The sequence below is a fragment of the Acinetobacter sp. NEB149 genome (assembly GCF_012516415.1).
GTDB lineage: Bacteria > Pseudomonadota > Gammaproteobacteria > Pseudomonadales > Moraxellaceae > Acinetobacter > Acinetobacter lwoffii_V.
On sequence record NZ_CP051208.1, the window covers coordinates 373629 to 397678 of the forward strand.

The 24050-nt window shown below is 43.5% G+C and carries 21 protein-coding genes and 1 pseudogene; 10 read left to right on the forward strand and 12 right to left on the reverse strand.

The window, feature by feature from the left end; all coding sequences use genetic code 11:
• Positions 1 to 188 precede the first annotated feature (188 nt).
• Positions 189 to 554, forward strand: a complete 366-nt coding sequence (locus tag HGD77_RS01750) for a hypothetical protein (protein ID WP_004278608.1) — start codon at positions 189 to 191, stop codon at positions 552 to 554.
• Between the two features lie 57 nt (positions 555 to 611).
• Here HGD77_RS01750 and HGD77_RS01755 read toward each other — a convergent pair whose 3' ends face one another.
• Positions 612 to 1106, reverse strand: a complete 495-nt coding sequence (locus HGD77_RS01755) for a DUF4442 domain-containing protein (RefSeq protein WP_212749939.1) — start codon at positions 1104 to 1106, stop codon at positions 612 to 614.
• 117 nt (positions 1107 to 1223) lie between these two features.
• Here HGD77_RS01755 and HGD77_RS01760 point away from each other — a divergent pair, with 117 nt between their 5' ends.
• The 6 genes from HGD77_RS01760 (at position 1224) to HGD77_RS01785 (ending at position 7543) form a co-directional block, all read left to right on the forward strand.
• Entirely contained in the window at positions 1224 to 2105 is an 882-nt protein-coding gene (locus tag HGD77_RS01760) for an alpha/beta fold hydrolase (RefSeq protein ID WP_004647314.1), read from the forward strand.
• A 100-nt stretch (positions 2106 to 2205) separates the two neighbouring features.
• Positions 2206 to 3570 carry a Na+/H+ antiporter family protein gene (locus HGD77_RS01765; RefSeq protein WP_004729313.1) on the forward strand — a complete coding sequence of 455 codons (1365 nt, stop codon included), beginning with the start codon at positions 2206 to 2208 and terminating at the stop codon, positions 3568 to 3570.
• A 331-nt stretch (positions 3571 to 3901) separates the two neighbouring features.
• Entirely contained in the window at positions 3902 to 4492 is a 591-nt protein-coding gene (locus HGD77_RS01770) for an OmpW/AlkL family protein (protein ID WP_004647316.1), read from the forward strand.
• Between the two features lie 178 nt (positions 4493 to 4670).
• A complete protein-coding gene (locus HGD77_RS01775; RefSeq protein WP_004647317.1) occupies positions 4671 to 5015 on the forward strand; it encodes a lysozyme inhibitor LprI family protein in 345 nt (114 codons plus the stop codon).
• A 150-nt stretch (positions 5016 to 5165) separates the two neighbouring features.
• Entirely contained in the window at positions 5166 to 7085 is a 1920-nt protein-coding gene (gene htpG / locus HGD77_RS01780) for a molecular chaperone HtpG (protein ID WP_004729315.1), read from the forward strand.
• Positions 7086 to 7279: 194 nt separating this feature from the next.
• Positions 7280 to 7543, forward strand: coding sequence for a hypothetical protein (locus HGD77_RS01785; RefSeq protein ID WP_004729317.1), 264 nt, complete (start codon positions 7280 to 7282; stop codon positions 7541 to 7543).
• A gap of 82 nt (positions 7544 to 7625) precedes the next feature.
• Here the strand turns inward: HGD77_RS01785 and HGD77_RS01790 are convergent, their stop codons facing one another.
• The 4 genes from HGD77_RS01790 to HGD77_RS01805 all read right to left on the reverse strand — a co-directional run bounded on the left by HGD77_RS01790 (position 7626) and on the right by HGD77_RS01805 (position 10835).
• Positions 7626 to 8735: a hypothetical protein gene (locus tag HGD77_RS01790; RefSeq protein WP_004729318.1), complete on the reverse strand. Its 1110-nt coding sequence runs from the start codon at positions 8733 to 8735 to the stop codon at positions 7626 to 7628.
• 92 nt (positions 8736 to 8827) lie between these two features.
• Complete coding sequence (locus HGD77_RS01795; RefSeq protein WP_004729320.1) at positions 8828 to 10225, reverse strand: hypothetical protein; 1398 nt, start codon at positions 10223 to 10225, stop codon at positions 8828 to 8830.
• Positions 10226 to 10235: 10 nt separating this feature from the next.
• Positions 10236 to 10415, reverse strand: a complete 180-nt coding sequence (locus HGD77_RS01800; RefSeq protein ID WP_004647321.1) for a hypothetical protein — start codon at positions 10413 to 10415, stop codon at positions 10236 to 10238.
• Positions 10416 to 10667: 252 nt separating this feature from the next.
• Positions 10668 to 10835 carry a hypothetical protein gene (locus HGD77_RS01805; RefSeq protein WP_004647322.1) on the reverse strand — a complete coding sequence of 56 codons (168 nt, stop codon included), beginning with the start codon at positions 10833 to 10835 and terminating at the stop codon, positions 10668 to 10670.
• A 410-nt stretch (positions 10836 to 11245) separates the two neighbouring features.
• On the opposite strand from HGD77_RS01805, the gene HGD77_RS01810 reads away from it, so the two are divergent.
• Positions 11246 to 11446 (forward strand): dodecin family protein, encoded by a 201-nt coding sequence (locus HGD77_RS01810; RefSeq protein WP_004278594.1) that lies wholly within the window; start codon positions 11246 to 11248, stop codon positions 11444 to 11446.
• A gap of 67 nt (positions 11447 to 11513) precedes the next feature.
• Here HGD77_RS01810 and HGD77_RS01815 read toward each other — a convergent pair whose 3' ends face one another.
• The 4 genes from HGD77_RS01815 to ompR form a co-directional block, all read right to left on the reverse strand.
• Positions 11514 to 12206 (reverse strand): DsbA family oxidoreductase, encoded by a 693-nt coding sequence (locus tag HGD77_RS01815; protein ID WP_004647323.1) that lies wholly within the window; start codon positions 12204 to 12206, stop codon positions 11514 to 11516.
• Between the two features lie 233 nt (positions 12207 to 12439).
• Entirely contained in the window at positions 12440 to 13957 is a 1518-nt protein-coding gene (locus tag HGD77_RS01820; RefSeq protein WP_004729322.1) for an acetyl-CoA hydrolase/transferase family protein, read from the reverse strand.
• A gap of 205 nt (positions 13958 to 14162) precedes the next feature.
• Positions 14163 to 15623, reverse strand: a complete 1461-nt coding sequence (locus HGD77_RS01825; RefSeq protein WP_004729323.1) for an ATP-binding protein — start codon at positions 15621 to 15623, stop codon at positions 14163 to 14165.
• A 260-nt stretch (positions 15624 to 15883) separates the two neighbouring features.
• Complete coding sequence (gene ompR / locus HGD77_RS01830; RefSeq protein WP_004278590.1) at positions 15884 to 16648, reverse strand: two-component system response regulator OmpR; 765 nt, start codon at positions 16646 to 16648, stop codon at positions 15884 to 15886.
• Positions 16649 to 16983: 335 nt separating this feature from the next.
• On the opposite strand from ompR, the gene HGD77_RS01835 reads away from it, so the two are divergent.
• Both HGD77_RS01835 and HGD77_RS01840 read left to right on the forward strand, forming a co-directional pair.
• On the forward strand, positions 16984 to 19338 hold the full coding sequence (locus HGD77_RS01835) for a Tex family protein (RefSeq protein WP_004729326.1): 2355 nt from the start codon (positions 16984 to 16986) through the stop codon (positions 19336 to 19338).
• A 111-nt stretch (positions 19339 to 19449) separates the two neighbouring features.
• Positions 19450 to 20753: pseudogene (locus HGD77_RS01840) on the forward strand (IS4 family transposase).
• A 42-nt stretch (positions 20754 to 20795) separates the two neighbouring features.
• Here HGD77_RS01840 and HGD77_RS01845 read toward each other — a convergent pair.
• From HGD77_RS01845 to HGD77_RS01855, 3 genes are all read right to left on the reverse strand, one after another.
• Complete coding sequence (locus HGD77_RS01845) at positions 20796 to 21113, reverse strand: hypothetical protein (RefSeq protein ID WP_004729331.1); 318 nt, start codon at positions 21111 to 21113, stop codon at positions 20796 to 20798.
• A 60-nt stretch (positions 21114 to 21173) separates the two neighbouring features.
• Positions 21174 to 22253, reverse strand: a complete 1080-nt coding sequence (locus HGD77_RS01850) for a patatin-like phospholipase family protein (protein WP_004729333.1) — start codon at positions 22251 to 22253, stop codon at positions 21174 to 21176.
• Between the two features lie 167 nt (positions 22254 to 22420).
• Positions 22421 to 24040, reverse strand: a complete 1620-nt coding sequence (locus HGD77_RS01855; RefSeq protein ID WP_004729335.1) for an ABC1 kinase family protein — start codon at positions 24038 to 24040, stop codon at positions 22421 to 22423.
• Between the last annotated feature and the right edge of the window lie 10 nt (positions 24041 to 24050).

Consider the following 24050-nt stretch of genomic DNA (forward strand, 5'->3'; position numbering starts at 1 on the left):
TGAGAAAAGAGACGCCTTCGGGCGTCTTTTTTTGTCTGAAATTTATAAATAAGACATCTTGAACAGAAGAATAATCCATTGATATTTACAAAACTCAGCAGGAATACCGAGAGAAGTAACACGCTACAGATTTTAGTTTCATAAAATGAAGATAAGCTTAAATAAAGCAAGACAGGAAGGCCAAGGTCATGAAAAAATTAATGGGTGTTATGGCAGTTGCCACTCTTTCCATCTTTATGTTGGCGGGTTGTGAAAGTATGTCTGCCAATGAGCAACGGATCGGTGCTGCAGCCCTTGGTGGTGCAGTGGGTGGTGGTGTCGGTAATAAAGTCGGCGGTGGCGTTGGTGCAGCTGTGGGTGGTGGTGCCGGTGCGGCAGTGGGTAGTAAATCCCAAGGCGGTTCAAACCGTAATGCGACCTATAGTGGTGTAGGTGGTGCTGTTGGTTCAGCAGTCGGTAAAAGCATCTTCGGTGGTAATGCGGGTGCTGCAATTGGTGGTGCAATCGGTGGTGGTGCCGGTGCTGCGATTGAACAGGATAACCGTCGTCGTTAAGTCGAAAGTTACTTCAGATTCATCTAGATTTAAAAGCGCCAATGTGGCGCTTTTATCTTATTTAGGAGCGTTAATTTTCCCTTTGCTCTGTTTCCGCCGGATATAGACCGTTTTCTCTACCTCAGCAATTCTGACCCCGGCTTCATCATAAATATTCAGCTGATAATGTCGATACACTGGCGCATTATCGGCCGCCAGATTGATAATCGTGGTAATTTCTTCAGCAGAAATCCGAATATCCGCCACCACTGTGCCGCGACCCGGTGCCAAAAACTGAATGCTGGCGCCTTTATCCCAGACCAGATACTTCGGCCCCAAATGATGCATTAGCAATAACATATAAAAGGGATCAACCATCGAATACAGGCTGCCACCAAAATGCACACCGACAATATTTTGGTTCTTACGGGTCAGCGGCATTTTGACCCGAACATGATAATTATTAAAATCAATCTTATCAATTTCGATGCCTGCACCACGATAAGGGGCATAACGGTTCAGAATAAATTTTGAAACCAGAGGCAGTTTTTGAATTTTCTGGAATAGGCTCATACTGACATTCTTTTTACGGCTGTGATTATGCATACTAGAGCAACAAAAATGCGCTGGCATTGATCAATCATGCCGATTTATAAACTAAGTGGTCAATAATAAAAACAGGATCAAAAGATGGAAACACAAGTGCAATGGGTCGATACCACGGATCAGCAGTGTCTCTGTGTCAAAACTTATGGACAACCCGAACAAACAGCCTTGGTACTGGTTCATGGCTATCCTGATCATCAAGCAGTTTGGGAGCCAGTCATTGCTCATTTGAGTCAGGATTATTTTGTGGTGACTTATGATGTCCGTGGCGCAGGGGAGTCCAGTATTCCCAAAAAAATCTCCGATTACCGCTTGGCCCGTTTAAGTCAGGATCTGGAAGAGGTGGTGAATAAGGTATTGCCGAATCGAGCTTTTCATCTGGCTGCGCATGACTGGGGCTCAATTCAGTCCTGGGAATCTGTCACCGATCCACGCTTTAAAGGGCGAATTCTGTCTTATAGCACCTTATCTGGGCCATGTCTGGATCATGCCGCTTTCTGGATGCGTGAACAGTTCCAGCAAAACAAAGCAAAATTTTTAAAGCAAATGAGCAAATCTTGGTATATCGCGATGTTTCAGTTGCCTTTAGTGGCGCCGTTGGCCTGGAATTTTTTTAATCCGCAGCGTTGGGGCAAGATCGTGCAGCAACTAGAAAGACACGATGATCTGCCACTCAACCCGCATATTGTCAAAGATGGCAAATATGGTGTGAACCTGTATCGGGCCAATTTTTTGCCACGCTTAGCTCAACCACGGCAGCGTTTTGCCATCTGTCCGGTACAGGCAATTGTGCTGAAATATGACCAGTTTGTCGGGCCAGATCTGGTCGATGAGATGTCCAAATGGGTGGATGATTTCTCCAAAGTAGAACTGGCTGCCAATCACTGGGCGATCCTGAGTCAACCGGAGCAAGTGGCTCAATTGATTGATGAGTTTATTCAGCGTAAATCTGCTGACATTCATTGACAGGCCACTCCGTGAAACATGACCCGACCAGAAAAAAGTGGCGGAATTTTTATCCGTATTTTCTGATAAAATAGCCGCTTTCTCTCTATTCCGATTCATTATGTTCGCAATTCTTGCTGCTATTGGAGTCATGTTCGGACTCTCGTTGGCACGTGTACCTGTGGTTTTTGCCCTGGTTATTGGTGCTGTTACAGGTGGTTTATTGGCAGGTCTAGGCCTGCAGGGAACCTTGGACGCGTTTAACAATGGCTTGGGTGGTGGTGCTAAAATTGCCTTGGCTTACGGTATTTTAGGTGCATTTGCTTTGGCTCTGGCACGTTCGGGTTTACCGGATTTGCTGGCTTATAAAATGATCAGTACCTTAAAAGGTGAGGCCGATTTTAAAGCGCAAAACCGGGTGAAATATCTGATCTTTTTCACAGTTGCTATTGCTGCCGTGTTCTCGCAGAACGTTATTCCCGTGCATATTGCCTTTATTCCGGTACTGATTCCGCCACTATTGGCTGTATTTAACCATTTAAAGCTCGACCGTCGTTTGATTGCCTGTTTGCTGACCTTTGGTCTGGTCGCCACCTATATGCTCATTCCAGTCGGTTTTGGTGCGATCTTCCTGAATGATATTCTAGGTCATAACATCAATACCTTTGGTAAGCCATACGGATTTGAAATTAGCTATGACCAGATTCCATCTGCGATGGCAATTCCAGTATTCGGGATGTTTGTAGGCTTATTGGTGGCGATCTTTATTAGCTATCGCAAACCACGTCAATATCAAGATATTCATATCCAGGAACAGCAAAGTATTTCTGCTGAATTGGGTGTGGCTGAGCAGGTTAAACCGCAGATTGCCAAATTTACCATCTGGATGGCAGGTCTTGCAGTTATTGCCACATTGGCGGTACAGCTTTATTCAGATTCGATGATTCTGGCCGGTCTGGTCGGTGTCGCGATCCTGAGTTGTGCTGGCATTTTCAAATGGAAAGAAGCCGATGATGTGATCATTACTGGTATGCGCATGATGGCGCTGGTTGGCTTTATCATGATTGCAGCACAAGGCTTTGCCGCGGTGATTGAAGCGACTAATCAGGTACCAACCTTGGTTGAAGCATCAGTGAACTGGATTGGTGATAGTCAGGCACTGGCCGCATTTCTGATGCTGTTGATTGGTTTGCTAATTACCCTAGGCATTGGTTCGTCTTTCTCAACCATTCCCATTCTAGCGATTATTTATGTTCCGCTGTGTATCCAGTTTGGTTTTAGTCCGGCTGCGACCATTGCCATTATCGGGACTGCGGCGGCTTTAGGCGATGCCGGCTCTCCAGCGTCAGATTCAACTCTAGGCCCAACTTCGGGTTTAAATATGGATGGTCAGCATGACCATATGAAGGACAGTGTGGTTCCAACCTTCATTCACTTCAATATTCCGTTGATGATTTTTGGCTGGATTGCAGCCATGGTTTTGTAAGTCAATTTCAATCTGCTCTGATATCTATTGGAGCAGATTTATCTGAATTTAAAATAAATAATAAGATGTATTTAAAATATATGTTTAAATAAAAATTAATATAAACCTGATTATTTTAGTCTGAATAAATTCATATTTATCTGATTAATATACTCGGTATTTAAAACCAACTAATTCAGTCAATTTAAAATAAATAACTCTTTAAATCAGTAGTTTAAATAATAATTAAAAATTAGTTTTATAATACTTATTGCATATTATTTTCCCTCGTGTTTATTATTAATTAAGATTTATTTTCTTAATAATTATTCTTTCTGTGGGGTATTTTAAAATGTTAAAGCAAGCTGCTATAATTGCATTAATGGGTCTTTCTGCATCTGCGATGGCAGGTCAATGGCAGGTGAAAGTCGGTGCCAGTTCTTTAGCACCATCAAGTGACACTGAAATTGCACCAGGTTTAGTCGTAGAAGCCGATCAGGAATATGGTTTTACGCCATCGGTTGAATACTTCTTTAATGACAATATCTCGGCAGAATTATTATTGGCTACCCCGTTTAACCATGACATTTCTCTTCAAGGTGTAGGTAAGGTGGCTAAGATCAAACATCTGCCACCCACAATTACCGCTAAATATAACTTTAAAAATGCAACACGCTTTACACCATATATTGGCGTAGGTGGCACAGCTTTTATTGCTTGGGATGAAGAAGGTCTGGCTAAAGACGTGAAAGAAGAGTTTGGTTTGGCAGGTCAAGTCGGCTTTAATTATCAGCCAGCCGATGCCAAAAACTGGGGAGTATTTGCTGACGTGCGCTATGCAGATTTGAGTCCTGAAGTGACTTTAGATGATGCTGATAATACTAAATTCGACTTGAATATTGATCCTTGGGTTTATACGATCGGTTATAGCTACAAGTTCTAAATTCTAGCCTTGCTCAACAAAAAAGCCTCATCTTGAATGAGGCTTTTTTTTCAAAATAACAACGATTTATAACTTATTGAAATTGAGCAGATCGGCAATGTTCAACTATATTATTAAAACGAATAAAGTAAATATTAATTGAATACGACTTAATAATTGAATAATAAGGAAGATCAGCATGAAGTTTTTAAGCCAAGGTATTGTGATCTTCTTCAGCCTGCTGGCAGGGTCTGCCTATGCGGCAAGTTTTGATTGTCAGAAAGCTGAAACCGTGACAGAGAAAGCGATTTGTGAACATCGTCTGCTGAATGATGCCGATGTCAAGATGAGTACCAGCTATCATATTTTGCGTCGTATGGTGCCTATGGGAACCCGCTCGGTGATCCAGCGCGATCAGGTAAAATGGCTACAGTTTCGTGACCGCTGTCAGGAATCGGTGTCCTGTCTGAGCCAGGTCTATAATATGCGCCAGCAGCAAATAGACCTGCAATTTCAACGTATTTATAAGCTCGGGCCTTATTAAGCGTTTACAAATGCAAGCCATTTTAGATCAAACGATCCTTTATAAAGTATCTTGAGAAAAAATATACAACTGGCTATTGAAAATTTAGTAACTCACTCCATTCATATAGGCAACAGTATTGACCTGTATTTAAAATAAAAGGAGTGATTAATGAGCGAGTCTAGCGCACAAAAACATAGTTTCCAGGCTGAAGTGGCTCAGTTACTACATCTCGTGACCCATTCGCTTTATTCAAACCCTGAAATTTTCCTACGCGAATTGATCTCGAATGCCTCAGATGCATGTGACAAATTACGTTTTGAAGGGATTAACCATCCCGAATTTTATGAAAATGATCCTGATCTGCGCGTTCGTGTCAGTCTGGATGCAGACAATAAAACCATTACCATTTCAGACAACGGGATTGGCTTAAGCGAACAGGAAGCCATTGATAATTTAGGGACTATTGCCAAATCAGGCACCAAAGACTTTATGTCCAAACTGACCGGCGATCAAAAAGCCGATGCCCAGTTGATTGGCCAGTTTGGTGTCGGTTTTTATTCCGGCTTTATTGTCGCTGACAAGATCATGGTAGAATCCCGTCGTGCCGGTACAGATGTCTCTGAAGGCGTACGCTGGATCAGTGGCGGAACCGGTGAGTTCGAAGTTGAACAGATCACTAAAGAAAGTCGTGGTACCGATATTATTCTGCACTTGCGTGACGATGCGCTGGATTATCTGCAAAGCTATAAAGTGAAGCAGATTATCAATAAATATTCAGACCACATCAGCCTGCCAATCCAGATGCAAAAAGAAGTCTGGCAGGAAGAAGAAGCGGCTGAAGGTGAAACGTCTAAAGGTGGCCAATATGTCAAAACCGATGAGTGGGAAGCCATTAACTCAGCCAGTGCATTATGGACTCGTAACAAGTCTGAAATCACTGAAGAGCAGTATGTCGAGTTCTACAAGAACTTAAGCCATGATTTCGCAGCGCCATTGGCTTGGGCGCATAATCGGGTTGAGGGCAGCACTGAATATACCCAGTTATTATATATTCCAAGCAAAGCGCCACATGATATTTTCACCCGTGAATCCAAAGCTGGTATCAAACTGTATGTGAAACGCGTGTTCATTATGGATGATGCAGATAACCTGATTCCAAACTATCTGCGCTTTGTACAGGGTGTGGTGGACAGTGCCGATCTGCCATTGAACGTGAGTCGTGAATTACTGCAAGAAAGCCGTGATGTAAAAACCATCCGTGAAGGCAATACCCGCCGTATCCTGACCATTTTGGATAATCTGGCTAAATCTGAAGATGAAAAAGATCAGGCAAACTTTAAGACTTTCTATCAGGAATTTGCTTCAGTATTGAAAGAAGGTTTGGGTGAAGATTTCAGTAACCGTGAACGTATCTTGAAACTGCTGCGTTATGCGACTTCGACCAATGATGAAGTTAGCACGTCATTGGCAGACTATAAAGCACGCATGAAAGACGGCCAGAAAGCCATTTATTATGTGACTGCAGATAGCCTGAATGCTGCGAAAAATTCACCGCAACTGGAACTGTTCAAGAAAAAAGGCATTGAAGTTCTGTTGATGACTGAACGCGTGGATGAATGGGCGATGAACTTTGTGAATGAGTTCGATGGTACGCCTTTGCAAAACGTGTCGAAAGGTGCAGTTGACTTAGGTGACCTTCAGGATGCCGAAGAGAAGAAAGCCCTTGAAGACGCCGCAGCCCAGTTTAAACCGGTGGTGGATAAGTTGACGGATTCATTAAAAGACAAGACCAAAGAAGTGCGGGTGACGACGCGTCTGGTCGATTCTCCGGCTTGTCTGGTGACTGGAGAAGGTGAGTTGTCTCCGCAGCTGATTCGTATGCTGAAAGATGCAGGCCAACCTGTGCCGGATATCAAGCCGATTTTGGAAATCAACCCGGAACATCCGTTGGTGAAAAAACTGGATGGCTCGGCGCAGTTTGATGATCTGGCCAATGTGATCTTTGACCAGGCAGTGATTGCAGAAGGTGGATTACCAGAAAATCCTGCTGAATATGTCAAGCGGATTAATAGCTTGCTGCTTGCTTAACTGCTGATGTGTTGAATGAGAAAATCCCTCTTCGGAGGGATTTTTTATGCCTGCTTCATTTTTCATTTCTAGAAATGATCTGGAAAAACGATAGAGAGAATAAAAAAATACCTTCGAATCATAAATCTATATTTTGGATTATTAATTAATTTTTAATTTATAATTGCGATCATTAAGCAAAGAGAGAGAATGTTATGAAATCTAAGCTGATGATCAGTATGGGCGCTGTAATCCTGATGTCGATGAGCCAGTTTAGTCTAGCGGCACCTGCTGCAGGAAAAGTGGTACGCACAGATCGCATTAGCTTTTATAAAACAGCAAAAGTAAACGTAACAAAACCGAAACGTGTACAACGTAGCGATCATATTCGCTTCAATATGCCGGTGATGGAACAATCCTCATTGCAGCAAAAACGTGTGCTACGCAGTGATCGTATTATCTTGAATAAAACCAGCTAATACTTGCCACGCTGATTGCCTCAGTAATATTGAAAAAAGCCCATGAATGATGGGCTTTTATTATTTTCTCGTATCAGTCAGTTTAAAACAACGCTTCTAAACGTACCAAAGCCCCAACATAGTGATTACGATCCTCGCGATGATCATTCAAATAGTTCAGGTCAGTCTGGACAAAAAACCATTCACGTAAAAAAGGTTGTCTCCAGGACACATAAGGGCCCCAGCGATTAAGACGCAGATCCTTGTCATTCAGATAACCACCGGTATAAATGCCGTAACTAAAACGGTTGTCTTGAAAAAACTGATGTTGCCTAAAGGTGTAGTTGTCCCAAGTGAGATCATCGTCTTGATCATCGGCATAAGTCAGACTGAGCTGATTAGAGAAAAAGGCCTGATTGGGACGGGCATGAATCAGTTCCAGGTTGGTCCGTAAATAGTTTTCGCTTTGAATACCATAGCGATAAATCTGTTCGGCATGAAAAGAGTAGTCATTTTCTAGTGTCCAATCTTTACTGGCTTTGACGCGTAGGTAAATATCATCTCCAGAACGTAAGCCCAGATCCAGATCGGTTTCAAAAGGAATACGATCTGACCATTCAGACCAACGTAAGGCAAAAGAGCTGTTATCTTCACGGGCACGTTTAGTATCCAGACGTTTATCTCCGGAAGTGGCAGGATTTTCATTGGTAATCGCAACATTGCTGTCTAATTCATTGTCCAGACTATCATCACCAAACACCACACTCAGCTTTTGTTCCAAGGTCGGAAGTTTGATCTTACCGCGGATTCGGGGCTTAATCTCATAGCCTTCATATTCATCCCAGCGATTATCTAAAATGATCCGTAATGTAGCTGCAGCTGGCTGATCCGGATCGGTTTCACCAAACCAGTTATCAATTTTATGTGCAGTACGATCAGCCCATTCGCGGATGCCTTTCTGTTTTTGATCCGCCCATGAATAATTTTCTGTCTCTAGTGTGGATGGAACGATGGCGACACTTGATTGCTCTGGCAGAACCGTCGGTGTTGCATCGATCAAACGTGGAATCTGATCCAGCAAGCCTGATCGGCTTGGCTCTGTATTTGTTGAACTGGCAGAAGCAGCTGTGACTGAATTTGCCCAAGACATGCTACCACTCATTCCTAAGCCCAGAGAGAGCAGTAAAATTTGAGTAATCCTGTTTATTTGCATGAGATATTTGTTGCTCTTGTATTCTTATATTCAGCTGTAGTTTTCTAAAAAACGGCCTTAAAAAGCAAGTTAAAGCTACAAAATAACAGCAATTATTCAATCATTTGAGCCTGAATTTCCCGATAAAGCTCCAATACTTGAATCGGTTGCGGCATTGTTAAAATAATATTGTGAATATTCTGCCAATTTAGCTGTTTGTCGCGTTGCAGAAAGATGTATGGATAGGCCAGCTCATCCTCGGCGAGAGAGATGCGTTTTTCACCATGAATCACTCGGATTTTTTGATGTTCCTGTAGCAAGAGCACTGGAGTAGAAAAATCCGCAGCAGCTTCTTGAAACGAAATAAATTTCTGTTTCTGAATAAACTGGGTGGATATAAATGGATAGTAATCTGGCTGTGTCCAGACTGTTTCAGCGTGCTGCAAGTAAGCCGTTGAAAAGCGCTCGAGTTGCATGAAACTGGTGCTAATAACAGACCACGCCAGTGATTTAATCGCAGCAGCCCGGCGTTGATGATGGGTCAGCCAATGTTGAATACAATAGTGAGCCTGTAACTGACTCGGTACCCCCAAGAGCATCAGATATTTAACAAACTGGCCTTGCAGATTCAGTTGTTCAACCAAATAAACCTGACGTGCCTGCCAGTTATCTTCTGCTGCATAATACAGTGCGATATCCAGATAGGCAGGATGCTCGATATTGTGCCCCAATTCTAAAGCACAGAGTCGCTGGATATTAGTTTCTTCTAAACCTAAAGGGTGTACATGAGCGTTTAGTTTGCCCAGTTGGATCTGTACAGGGAATTGAATCAATTCGGAGACTGTGATCTGTTCTTGCTGAATTGTCGTTTCAGCTTTTAGTTGAGGATTTAGTTCCTTGGGTTCAGTTAGTATTTGATTGGTTGACTCATCTAAGCGATTTAATTCTAGTGCATGAATTCTTGCGCGCGGCCGTCCCTGATGATATTTGGTTGTTTCCATAGAATTGCAGCTGGTTTCAGCTTCGTGTAAGGATAAGGCTGGAACGATCAAGGGTGGATCCTGTTTCAGGCAAGAAAATCGTTGCTGTTGTTGCAACAGCCAGATATAGCAGTGTTGCAATTCAGCCCATTGGCTGTGCAGGGCAGGAGATTGGGGAGCCGGAATCAGCCAAATTTGCCAGCCACGTTCAGGATGATGTAAAACTGCCCAGCCTGAATCCGGATGGGCAGACAGTGCTTGTTCCAGTGCTAAGATTTCGGTGAAATAGCCACGAAAGCTTAGATGATAAGACGTATTAGCAGAAAATTGGTAAGCAACAAGTTCAGGTTGAGTGCGGGCCTTAAATGCTGAAATCTGGGTCTTGAAAATAGGCTCATCACACAGATTAAAAATATCGCGTATCCTTTTTTTAGAACGGGCAATTTCATAGAAAGGCAGGACTTTATGCTCCAGTTGCTGCGCCAGTCCATGTAGTTCTTTAATTAAGTGTGCTTTTTCTAAAGCATTCATTTTTTGATCTTTAGAGATGTTTCAGTGCTTTATCCAGGGTTTGTGCCAGTACAATGTTAACCGCCAGCTCGACCAGTCTGTATTCAGCAGAATTCGAGTCTGTATAGCTTTCTGCCATTTCAATTAAATAATCAATAGAAACTGACTGAGGCGGAATTTTGCCCTGTACCAATGCTTGAAGTTCATGCATAAAAAATTTTCTTATCATTAATCTATTTATATTGCTGCAATTATAAGCAGAGATCACATAAAATAGTGATCTATTTTGAGTGTTTTATAAACAAATTTTTTAATTAAAAGTGATAAAAATCAATAGAAAAAATGAGAGTAGGAAATAGTCGATATTTTTGAGAGTTGTGCATCTTTTACACAGAATGTGTTCAATATGATAAAAAAAGCAGGCTGAATCAATCAGCCTGTTTTAATGCAAAACAGTTTTGCATTAAGCCGTTTTTTCAGTTGCTACAGTCGCAGCATCTGTATTTACTGTTTCAGCAGGTGCTTTAGTCGCTGGAAAGTCTGGCAGATGAACCACTTGCGCCATTTGTGCAGACGCTTGAACAGAAAAAGCCATAACGGTTGCAGCGAAAGCAAATTTAAGAGCATTCATAGGATGACCTTTAATATCAGAGTGTTCAATGACTTGAACAGAGGAGAATATTTAAACTTAATTCGGGTGAAATAATAGCAAATAAGACTTAATAGAAAATGATAGATTCGGCAAATTCAGGCAGTAAATTTTAGATAAATTACTCTATAAAACAATAAATTAGTATATTTGCTCTAGTTTGATTTGTGTGGTTTTACAGGGCTTTATACTTTATTTTAGCGATGAGAATCTGGACTTGATCAAGTGCCAAAACAAGCGGCGATGTGTTTTTGATCTGCCAATTTAAGATTGAATTTCGAGCTTTGTTCAATCCATGTAAGTTTTTGCTATCGCTTGTTTACGGGCTGCTGCAATCTTCTGAGAATGGACTAAGATGGAATTCCATTCATTTTCATGCTGAGAGTTTTATTATGGCAATTGCAAAAGTGGTAGAAGTCAATTCAAGCAGCAATAAAAGCTTTGAAGATGCGATTCAAACGGGCATTCAAAAAGTCACAGAAACGGTCAAAAATGTACAAGGTGCTTGGATCAATGAACAGAAGGTTGTCATTAAAGAAAATAAAATCACGGAATATCGTGTCAATTTAAAAATTAGTTTTCTGGTTGATTAAGCGAATGCCATTCAATAACAAATAAAAAAACCCCATTTAAAATGGGGTTTTTTTATTGAACGTTGTTTTATTTAGCTTGGTCTGGCGTGTCACACGTTTCTGGTGAGCACTGTGCTGCCTGACTGTTGGTTGATGTATCGAGCGCTTTTTCAAATACTTGCAGGAAAACTTCTTTAGGCTGCGCGCCTGCCAATGCCACACGTTGATCAAAAACAAAGAAAGGCACACCAGTCACTTTGAGTTGTTCGTGTGCCACTTCCTGATCGAATTTGACGAAATCAGCATATTCCTCCGAATCCAACAGGTCATCGACTTCGACCGGATTCAGGCCAATACGCGCTGCGACATCTTCCAGTGTTTCACGTTCTCCAATCGCCAGACCTTGGGTCATATAGCTATAGAAGAACGCTTCCTGTGCTTCATTGCCCAAACCTTTGCTTTGCGCCAGGTGAATCAGGCGATGCGCATTAAAGGTATTGCCTGAATTGGCACCTTCCCAGTTAAATTCAATACCTTCGGCTTTGGCCATTTCAGCAATATTGCGCTGCATCTCTTCGACTTCTGCCACGGTGCGGCCATATTTTTGCGCCAGACGCTCAGAGTTGGAGACTTCCTGACGTACCGGTGCTTCAGGATCAAGCTGGAAACTGTGCCAATGTACTTCTAGCTCAATACCTGCTTCTTGTGCAGCAGCTTCTAAACGTTTTTTACCAATATAACAGAAGGGGCAAACCACATCTGACCAGATATCTACGCGCATGTCATGTCTCTAATTTTGCTCTTGTGTTCAAGTATGAGGGTGAAGAATCAGAATTTAAAGTCTTGGATTGTCAGAAGTATATTTCTACAGCAGATCGGCAGGATAAATAAAAGAAGAGAGAGTAGGTGAGAGCCAGGTGGCTTCCTTAATATAATCAGGTTCTGACTATTCAAAAAAAACATAAAAATGCCATAAAAAAACGCCCCGTAGGGCGTTTTTTTGAATGCAGTTAATTATGCAGTTTTTACCGCAGCTTCAACAGCAAGCATGTGACCATTTTCTTCGAAGTTTGAGTGCCAAGAAAGCGCTTCACGAAGAAGATGAGGGGTATGGCCGCCTTTTGTACATGCACGGTCAAAGTAATCATTCAACGCATCGCGATACATTGGATGCGCACAGTTATCAATCACTGCACGTGCACGCTCACGCGGAGCCAAACCACGAAGATCCGCAAGACCTTGTTCAGTCACTAGGATATCAACATCATGTTCTGCATGGTCGATATGTGAAGCAAACGGCACTACAGAAGAGATGTCGCCACCTTTCGCGATTGATTTGGTTACGAAGATCGCCAAGTGGGCATTACGTGCGAAGTCACCTGAACCACCAATACCGTTCATCATTTTGGTACCGCAGACGTGAGTTGAGTTCACGTTACCGTAAATATCAAACTCAAGTGCAGTGTTGATGCCGATAATACCTAAACGACGTACCAGTTCAGGATGGTTTGAAATTTCCTGTGGACGTAATACCAGTTTGTCTTTGTATTGTTCTAGGTTGTTAAATACTTTCTCGCCGTACTTAGCAGAAAGGGTAATTGAAGAACCTGAAGCAAACTTCATTTTACCGGCATCGATCAATTCAAACGTACAGTCTTGCAGAACTTCTGAGTACATGATCAAGTCTTCGAAGTTTGAATCTTTCAAACCCGTCAATACCGCATTTGCAATTGAACCGATCCCTGCTTGAAGAGGTCCGAGGCTTTTCGGTAGACGGTCTTCAGCTACTTCTTTTTCAAAGAAAGCGATCAAATGGTTGGCAATGCTTTGAGTCTCATCATCTGGTGCGGTTACAGTAGATGGAGAGTCGTGCAATTCGCTGTTAAATACGATACCAACAATTTTAGATGGATCGATATTGATCGCATGCGTGCCGATACGCTCATCAACTTGAGTCAATGGAATCGGTTGACGCGTTGGACGATAGGTCGGGATGTAGATATCGTGCAAGCCTTCAAATGCCGGGCTTAAGTTGGTATTGATTTCTACAATCACTTTTTCAGCAAAAATCGCAAAGCTTGCAGAGTTACCAACAGATGTTGTTGGAATGATGCCACCATCTTCAGTAATCGCTACAGCTTCAATGATCGCAACGTCTGGTTTTTTCAACTGCAGGTTACGCATTTGCTCAACAGTTTCAGACAAGTGCTGGTCAATGAACATCACTTCGCCGTTATTGATCGCTTTACGTAAAGTGTTGTCGACCTGGAACGGTAAACGGCGTGCCAATACGCCAGCTTCAGTCAGTTGTTTGTCTAGATCGTTCCCTAGTGATGCACCAGTAATTAACGTGATCTTTAATGGATTTACTTTTGCCTGCTGAACCAAAGCTAAAGGAACCGCCTTCGCTTCACCAGCGCGAGTAAAGCCACTCATGCCCACAGTCATGCCATCTTTGATGAATTCAGCCGCTTGTTCTGGGCTGATGACTTTGTTGTGTAGGGAGGCTAAACGGATACGATCTAAAGACATTTTAACTCTCATTAATTCTTAAACTATGAGACGGATTGTACCGCTCAAAAAATGTATTGTGCATAGGTGTTAGGCTAAGGTCTAATTTTTTAGCTAAATGTAGGTATAATAAAAAATGATGATTTTTAAATGATTGAATTCATGAACTATAAAATGAATTGTATAGAAAAACTAAAAAGTCATTTGTTGAATTACTGATCACTTCTTAAAAGTGATCAGTCAAAGTTTGGCGAATTTTATCGAGTGTGGTGGCTGGGGAAAGTGTCTCTGGGTTCACCTGATTCACGGGTAGTGAAATGATAGCTTCCAGCCCACCTTCAGGACGATTATGAATACGCAATTGACCATGGTGAATGTCGACAATCCGTTTCACAATGGCCAACCCCAAGCCACTGCCTTGTACAGTTCGTGCCGAATTACCCCGAACAAAAGGCTGCATCAAGGCTTCAATCTGATCTTCCGGGATGCCTTCGCCATGGTCTGCGACACAAATCAACAGTTGATCTTCTTCAACATGCGCAGAAAGCTCAATTGGTTCTGAACCATAACGTTTCGAATTATTGATCAGATTACCAATCAGCCTTTTTAGCGACATGCTGCGCGCCTGAATGGTTGGGATGTCTTGTGGCGTAAAGCGGATATCCAGCGGTTTAAACTGCTTGACCAGTTCTTGGAGCAGCACATTGACATTGGTATCCTGCGGCTCTTCATCAGAACCATCACGCATATAGGAGATGAACTGATCCAGAATCGCGTCCATATCTTCGACATCATAAATCAGGCCTTCTTTGAGAAAGTCTTCATCTGGCATCATTTCGGCACTGAGGCGGATCCGGGTTAAGGGCGTGCGCAAGTCATGTGAAATGCCGGCCAGCATGATGCGGCGTTCCCGCTCGGTCTGATCCAGCGTATAAATCATCTGGTTAAAGGCATGATTGACCTGACGGATTTCCAGTGGACCATGATTGGTATCCAGATAGGGTGCTGAACCGATTCGGCTATAACTGTTGGCGGCATTCTGCAAACGGCGTAAAGGACGGTTGAGCTGACGCACCAAGGTCAAAATAATGATGCCGACAATAATCGGCGTGCCAAGCAACCAGCCTAAAATCAGTTCATTACTATAATTGGCATAGGTCTTTAAAGGTTCCTGTACCCAGTGACCATTCATTTCAGGGGTCTGGATCCAGATACGAGGACTTGGCTTAAACTGGAAATAGACTGTGGCTTGTTCGATACGTAACTCTTTGGCCAGTTTGGTTTCGATCTGCCGGGTAAAAAATTCTGCAATCAGCTTTTCACGGACAGTGGGATATTCTGCTGGATTGGTCACGTATTCAATGCCGACCCGATTTCTTAACCAATCGTCAATGTCGACTTCCTGCTGTTTGTGATACAGGCGCAGATCGGGATTGTTGAGAATTTCCAGTTCCATGGCCAGATAACGCGCATGTTGCTGGATTTCAGGTAAAAACAGGGTACGCCAAAAGAACCATAAGGACATGAACAGGCTGAAACAGACCACGAAAACCACCAGTACCGTGGTACGCATGGCAGCAGAACGCGGTTTGATCTTGTCGAGAAAACGTTCCCCGCGGGTACGCTTTTTTTCCGAGTAGCTGACAAAATCGGTAAATTTTTGTGGATCGATGGGGTCGAGTTTCACACCAGCTCCCTGTAGGCATTTTCCAAATTGAGCAGTAATAATATTTGTAATGGAATCTTACTGCTTGAACCTTCGATGGAAGGAGCTTGTTGTGTTACTTTTTTTGAAAAAATGAGTAACACTGTTACGCAAGTAAAAAATTTGCCATTCGCTGAACTCGCGCATTTGTATACGAGCCTTTAAAGAAGGGAGGCTTAAACAGCAGCGAATGGCTTTTAGGGACAATAGACTGGGGTAATCTTTATCCTATAATTTTTCCTTTATTCAGCACCATCTGGAACAAAGACATAACCCACACCCCATACGGTCTGGATATAACGTGCACGCGCAGGATTTTCTTCAACCAGACGGCGTAAACGTGACACCTGAACATCAATTGAACGTTCCATGGCACCCCATTCACGGCCACGCGCCAGATTCATCAGCTTGTCGCGGGTTAATGGTTCGCGTGGATGTTGAACCAGTGCTTTCAGTACCGCAAACTCACCAGTAGTGAGCGTTACCACTTGGCCTTCACGGGTCAGAGTGCGGGTAGAGAGATCTAGCGACCATGGGCCAAAAGAAACCACTTCCATCTGTTGGCTTGGTGCACCCGGCACTTCACGTACCTGACGGCGCAATACCGCACGAATACGTGCCAGCAGCTCATTCGGGTTAAACGGTTTAGGCAAGTAATCATCGGCACCTGCTTCTAAACCGGCAATACGATCCGAGTCGCTACCACGAGCGGTGAGCATAATGATAGGCGTATCGATATTGGATTGGCGTAAACGACGACAGATACTCAAGCCATCTTCGACCGGAAGCATAAAGTCGAGCACGATCAGAGAAAACAGTTCCCGCTGTAAAAGTCGATCCATCTGCGTGGCATCATGTGCAGTTTTAACCACAAAGCCTTTATCTTCGAGAAAACGCTGTAATAGGGTACGCAGACGAACATCATCATCAACCACCAGGATCCGTTCGACCCGGTCCGTTTCGGTATGTACGGCATCGGCTTTTTCAGCAGGTACAACTAAACTCATGAGATGCTCCTTTATTCTTTATTGTCGTCATAAACAAAAATCAAATAGGCTTTGAGTATACAATTCATTAATATTAATTGACTATGCTCTAAAGCACCAAATATTGCAGTTAAAATCAAGACATAGATACCAAATATATACATCTAAATGAGCAAAAAATACGATTTTACGCTGGATAAAAAGCAAAGTTCATACAAACTTTATCGGGAAAAGCAGAAAACTATGGCACTTCATAATACAAAGATAAGATAAATTAATAAAAACAATGGTGGATTTTATAGACCCGGTCTTTATAATCATGCCATTTAGTACTTATCCTTGTGGGATCAAACACGATGACTGACTTAGTTCAGCAGTTGGCAAAAGAACTTGCCGTACGTCCAAATCAAGTTGAGGCTGCCATCAAGCTTATTGATGAAGGTGCCAGTGTTCCTTTTATTGCACGTTACCGTAAAGAAGTAACGCAAGGCTTAGACGATACGCAACTACGTCAACTCGATACGCGTTTATCATACTTGCGTGATTTGTATGAGCGCCGTGAAAAGGTGATTGAATCACTCAAAGAACAAGATAAATTATCTGATGATTTATTGGCGCGTGTGAATGCGGCCGAAACCAAAAATGCATTAGAAGAAATTTACGCGCCGTACCGCCCAAAACGTACCAGTAAATCATTCAAGGCCAAAGAAGCCGGTTTAGGCCCGATTGCCGAAAAAATCTTTAATGAAGCCGTTGATCCAGCTGAAGCTTTGGCGGGCTTTAGCCATGAAGATTATCCAGATACTGAAAGCCAGCTTGATGCGATCCAGCACATCCTGATTGATGACTGGGCACAAAATATCGCACTGACCACTGAACTTAAAGCGACATTTGCAAAAACTGCCGTGCTGAAAAGTTTAGTTGCAAGTGATGAGAAAAAAGAAGTCGGTAAAAAATTCCGTGATTATTTCGATTTCTCTGAAAACTTGAACAAAGTGCCTTCACATCGTTTATTGGCGATGCTGCGTGGCCGTCAGGAAAACGTTTTAGGCCTGAAAGTGGATGGCGAAGATGATGCTCCATTGGCGCGTATTGAAACTGAATACAATCTTGAAACTGTTCAGCCACAAGCGCGTCAGGATTTCTTGAAGCAAACTGCAAAATTGTTCTGGCTCGGTAAAGTTCGTCCAACGATTGAACATTCATTGCTGACTGAAAAACGTCTGGCTGCTGAAACAGAAGCGATGAACGTCTTTGCTGAAAACCTGCGTCATTTACTGCTGTCTGCACCTGCAGGCGCACGTACCACTTTGGGCGTGGACCCAGGTATCCGTACTGGTGTGAAACTGGCGGTGGTGAACGAGTCTGGTGATGTTCTTGCACACAGCACGATTTATCCATTTGCACCAAAAGACGATAAAGAAGGTTCACTGGCCGAGCTGGCGCGTTTATGCCGCGAGTTCAATGTTGACCTGATCGCGATTGGTAATGGTACTGCAAGCCGTGAAACTGAAGCTTTAGTTGCTGAAATGATGGCTGCGAACAGTGATCTGAAAATGACGCGTGTTTCTGTATCTGAAGCAGGTGCATCGGTGTATTCAGCATCTGAACTAGCTTCACAGGAACTGCCTGAACTAGATGTATCTATTCGTGGTGCGGTATCGATTGCACGCCGTTTACAAGATCCACTAGCAGAACTGGTGAAAATCGATCCGAAATCGATTGGTGTGGGTCAGTATCAACATGACGTGAACCAGACCGGTCTGGCGAAAACCTTAGAAGCAGTAGTCGAAGACTGTGTGAACTCAGTGGGTGTGGATGTAAATACTGCATCAGCAGCAATTCTGGGTTATATCGCAGGTCTGAACAAATCGATCGCACAGCAAATTGTGGAATTCCGTAAGGAAAATGGTCGTTTTGACAATCGTCAGTCTTTGAAAAAAGTACCACGTTTAGGTGAGCGTACTTTTGAGCAGGCTGCGGGCTTCTTGCGTATTCAAGATGGTACAGAGCCACTAGATGCTTCTGCAGTTCACCCTGAGTCATATGCTTTGGTGAGCAAAATTGTTGAAGCAAAAGCAACGACTGTAAAAGACATCATTGGCAATACTGAAATCATTCGCCAAGTGAATGCAGAAGAATTTGCAGACGAGAAATTTGGTCTGCCGACGATTCAAGACGTATTGGCTGAACTGGAAAAACCGGGCCGTGACCCGCGTCCAGAATTCCGCACTGCTAAATTCCGTGATGACATTACTGAAGTTGCGCAATTGTCTGAAGGCATGCAACTGGAAGGTGTAGTCACTAACGTGACTAACTTCGGTGCATTTGTCGATGTGGGCGTGCATCAAGATGGTTTGGTACATATTTCTGAACTTGCCAATGAATTCGTCGCTGATCCGCATAAAGTGGTGAAACCGGGTCAAATCGTACAAGTCCGTGTTTTGAATGTGGATGCTGAACGTAACCGCGTGAATCTGTCGATGCGTCCTGAAGGTTCTGAAGCGCCGGCGAAAGCACCACGTCAGCCACGTCGCGAGAACAATGAGCCACGTGGTGAACGTAAGCCTCAGGGTAAACGTCCACAGCAAGGACGTCCGCAAGGTGATCGCCCTCAGGGTAAGAAACCTCAAGCGGCTAAACCACAAGAGCAAAAAATTGGTGGTTTGGGTGCATTGCTATTGCAAGCAGGGATTAAAGGTTCTAAATAATTTTCAGATATCTTTAATTTAAAAAAACCTCCCAATTGGGTAATGCCAGTCAGTTAAGCAAAAAAAGCTAAAATGCTGTAAAAAGAGCGTATGTAAATACGCTCTTTTTTTATGAATTTATCTCAGAATCTAGATTTAACATTAAAACAAACCCTACCTTCACTTTCACAATTCAGTGAATTGATTGATTTAAACTGGATTGAAGATTGCTTAGACCAAACAGGTAAAGCATCAATTCGAAAAAGAAAACTGCCTGCTGAACATGTTGTTTGGCTGGTAATCGGACTTGCTCTATTTCGAAATCAGCCGATTTGGTATGTGGTTCAACAATTGCAACTTGTTTTCGGTACGGCAGAATACTGTGTACCGAGTGCATCCGTACAAGCAAGACAGCGCTTAGGCTTAGAACCCATGAGTGCTTTATTTTCGACATTAAGTCAGGCATGGTTTAAAGACTCACAACAACAATATAGCAACTTTCACGGTCTATGCGTTTGTGCTGTAGATGGTGTGGTTTGGTCTATGCCTCATACAGAAGAAAACTTTAAGCACTTCGGTTCATCCAAAGGCAAAACAGCAGCTGCACCTTACCCACAAGTTAGAGCGACTTGCCTGGTGAATACCAATACCCATGAAATGATTGATGCCCAAATGGGCAGTATGGATCAAGGTGAATTAACCTTAGCCAGTCAATTAAAAGCACCAGTTCGCAGTATTACCCTATTTGATCGTGCTTACTTCTCTGCTGATTTTTTAGTGAGCTGGCAATCTCAGGCAGAAGAGAGTCATTGGTTGATGCGAGCAAAGGACAACCTGCGTTATGAAGTGATTCATCATAATGCGGCCCATGACTTTCAGATCAAAATGCCTGTTTCAGCAAGAGCAAAAAAGATAAATCCGTCATTGGGTGACTATTGGGAAGCACGTTTAATTGAAGTTGAATATGCAGGAAAAATAAGACGTTACATTACATCATTAACAGATTCTAAAGTTTATCCATTCAAAGACCTTGCAATGCTTTATATCCAGCGTTGGGAAATAGAAATGTGTTATCGGGAAATTAAAAGTGATTTACAGGATGCAAGGATTTTAAGAAGCAAACAACCTGATTTGGTCTATCAAGAATTGTGGGGGTATTTATTGCATATAATATCTTAAGAAGACAGATGAGGTTTATCGCTGAACATGCAAAGGTGAGTCCTTTAAGGATCAGTTTCCATATTGCATCTATGAGTATTATCAATATCTTAAGGCACACACCTTTAGAATCAGCAGGAAACCTACCCAAACATTTAGCGCAATTATTTGAACAATCTAAAATATTTGTATTACCTGAAAAAAGGCAAAGGCAATGTCCGCGAGTAGTGAAAATTAAAGCACAAAAATATCCAAGAAAATGCCAGTCAATTTCTTAACTGACTGGCATTACCCAATTGGGAGGTTTTTTTATTGGATCATTATGAGTTAATCATCGGCACAATCCAGCTGGTGATAATCAGCAAAATACCGAGATGCCCCAATTTTCGTGTCACATAGACCAGTTTAGATGGTGGCTGTTCCAGTCTTTTTGCATATTCTTCCATGCTAATGCCGGGCTTGCCTTTACTGGTAAATAAAAACACCGCCAGGTCGATACAGATCAGAATCGTACCGATATCAGCGACCAGTTCCATCAGGACAAAATCCTGGCGATACAGCGACATGCTGACGCTATAAATCAGATAAATGGCAAAGGCCAGACACAGGTATTGCAGGACAACTAAAAACTTCTGCATAAATTTCAACAGTTCACAAAATTAAAGCAATTATACAAATAATCGGGCAGCTGCTGCCAATTACAAGGCTTGCATCACCTCAGCAAAATTCTGCTTCTCGACCAGTTCCAGAAATTCATCGCCCAGACGCTGACTTTCCGCAATACATTGCTTCCACAGCTGAATCCGTTGGGTTTGATCCAAATCTTTTAAGTTAAAGTCTTTACGATCAGGCAAACGACCCAAAGGCAAACTTTGCAGATATTGCTGCGATGGAGAAAGCAGCAAAGTTCGTGCCTGATTTTCTGGATTTGAGGTACGTTTAAATAATTTGTCGAACCAGCCGGGGGTAATGCTATCGGTAAAATGTGGATACAGCACAATGCCTTTGCTCTGAAAGGGCAGGTCAATGTGATAATCAATCAGGCCACCATCGCGATAATAACCCTGCGGTGCATCCGGAATATTGTTCACCGCTGCCATTACCCCGGGAATAGAGGCTGAAGCCATCAGCCAAGACAACACACTCTGTTCGGTCAGTGCATGATAATGTGTGGTAAATCCATCTTCAGCGATTTTAAACTGTTCACCGATATTGGGCTGGCTGATCACACGTTGCATGAAATAACGGCTGTGCCGGCGCGCGACTGCGGTCGTTCCAAGAATTCCAGCCACAGAAGCCAGCAACGGCAATACCTTGTCACTCTGGAAAATGTGTTGGGCTTTAATTGAAATGACTGCGAGATGATAATCTGGATGATTGACTAGATTGTTTTCTTTGCCTTGTACCAGATCCAGCAGCATGCCACGGCAAACTTCGCTGACATCCTGACGGGTCATTTTTTTATGAAAATAGAGGTTGGTATACAGCTCACCCAAACGTTCGGTTCCCTGTTGAACTCCATGTGCAGCCATACTGGCAAAACGCCAGCTGCCAATCGAAGAACCCACCAAAGTTCTACGCTGAGGTGCACGTGGAAAAAACTCACCAAAAATCGCCTGATCCAGTCCTTGGATCCCGATGCCTTTGGGGCCGCCTGCCGCACCGGGCACGATATCGACCTGTTCGGGTTGCAAACCTTGTTCCAGAATCAGCTCACGTGCCAGATGGCCAGCACGAATCGTCAGCGCAGGCGCACGTCTTTGTAAAATCTGTACCATGGTTGAACCTATACTAGCCAAATGTGTGCTTATTTTAAGCGATAGGTCTGAAGACCCAATGGCAAGATATGTCCTAAGGTGACTTTGGAGTCATCCTCATCTTTAAGACATAAAAAAAGCCTGCATCATTTCAGGCTTTTTTTATCATGTTCTAAAATCACGGAGATTTATTTAGCAATCCGCCAGACGGCAAGCACGCTTGCGAGCACAATCAGAATCACCGACACAAACCATGGTGAAATAATTGCAATCGCCAGCAGAATGGCCATGACGCTGCCAAACATCCAGCTGCGTTTTTGCTGATGTTCCATTTGCAGGCGCATGCTTTGTAATTCATTGAGCTGTTTGGCATGCCATGCCGACTGGTTTTTTAAACCATTTAAGCTGTCGATCATCAGGGTCGGTAAATCCTGCGCCCCTAAAAGCAGATCCGGGATTTTCTGTCCCAGTTCTTTCAGGTTCTTTTGCGGATTCATCTGGGCCTTGATCCAGTCCGTCAGAATTGGTTTAGCCAGACTCCAGATATCCAGTTCAGGATACAAGTCGGTTCCCAGACCTTCGACATGCACCAAAGTTTTTAGCAGCAACATCAATTGAGGTGGAATTTCGAGATGGAAACGACGCGCGATATCCATCACTTCAATCAGAATGCCGGCAAAGTCCAATTCATGCATCGGTTTGGACACCATCGGCCCCACACTGCGGCGCATTTCACGCGCCAAAGCATCCTGATCAGTCCCCGGTGGAATCCAGCCAGCCTGATGCACCACCTGAATCAGCTGCATAAAGTCACTGTTCATGACCGCCAGTAGCATGCGTGCTACGGTCATCTGGTCGTGTTTGGACAGCTCGCCCATAATCGCGCAGTCCAGCGCAATAAAACGCGGATTGGCTGGATTGATGGTTTCTACAAAGACATTTCCCGGATGCATGTCAGCATGGAAGAAGTTATCGCGGAAGACCTGAGTAAAGAAGATGGTCAGGCCTTTACGCGCCAGATCGGCACGATCCATGCCCAGCCGGTCAAAGGTCGCGATATCTGAAATCGGCACCCCGGTAATGCGCTCGGCTACCAGCACGTCTTTGCTGTCCATATAAATTTCCGGCACATACATCATGCTCGAGCCGGTAAAGTGATGGCGCATACGGCGGGTATTGTCTGCTTCCAGCGTCAGATCCAGCTCATTCAGAATGATCTGGCGATAGTCCTGAATGATTTCTGATAAATGTAGGGCACGTGCTGCTTCCAGACGTTTTTCCAGAAATTGACCGAGCCATTCCAGAATTTCAAAATCCTGCAAAATCTGCTGGCGAATATTAGGGCGGGTGACTTTGACCACGACTTCACGGCCATCATGCAGGGCAGCCGTATGTACCTGTGCAATCGAAGCTGCTGCCAGTGGCTGGGTGTCGAAACGCGCGAATAGGGTATTTACATCAGCTTTCAGGGATTCCTGAATGCGCATCTTGGCCACGTCATTATCAAATGGCTTGACCCGGTCTTGCAGTAACACCAGTTGCTGTAAAACTTCAGGTGGAATCAGGTCACGGCGGGTCGAGAGCAGTTGACCGAGCTTGATCGCCAACGGCCCCATTTCTTCTAAAGCCAGTTTCAGCTTGAGCGGATTTTTACGTTCACGACTGGACCAGGCAGCCGGATGCATCCGGATGAGGGACAGCACATGCCGGGATTTTTCTGGTAATTCTTCCGCAGGAAACAACGTGTCGAGTCGATAGTGCGCGGCGATGCGCCAAAGTTCGAGTAAACGTGAAACATGCGGAATCATAAAGCTGTGT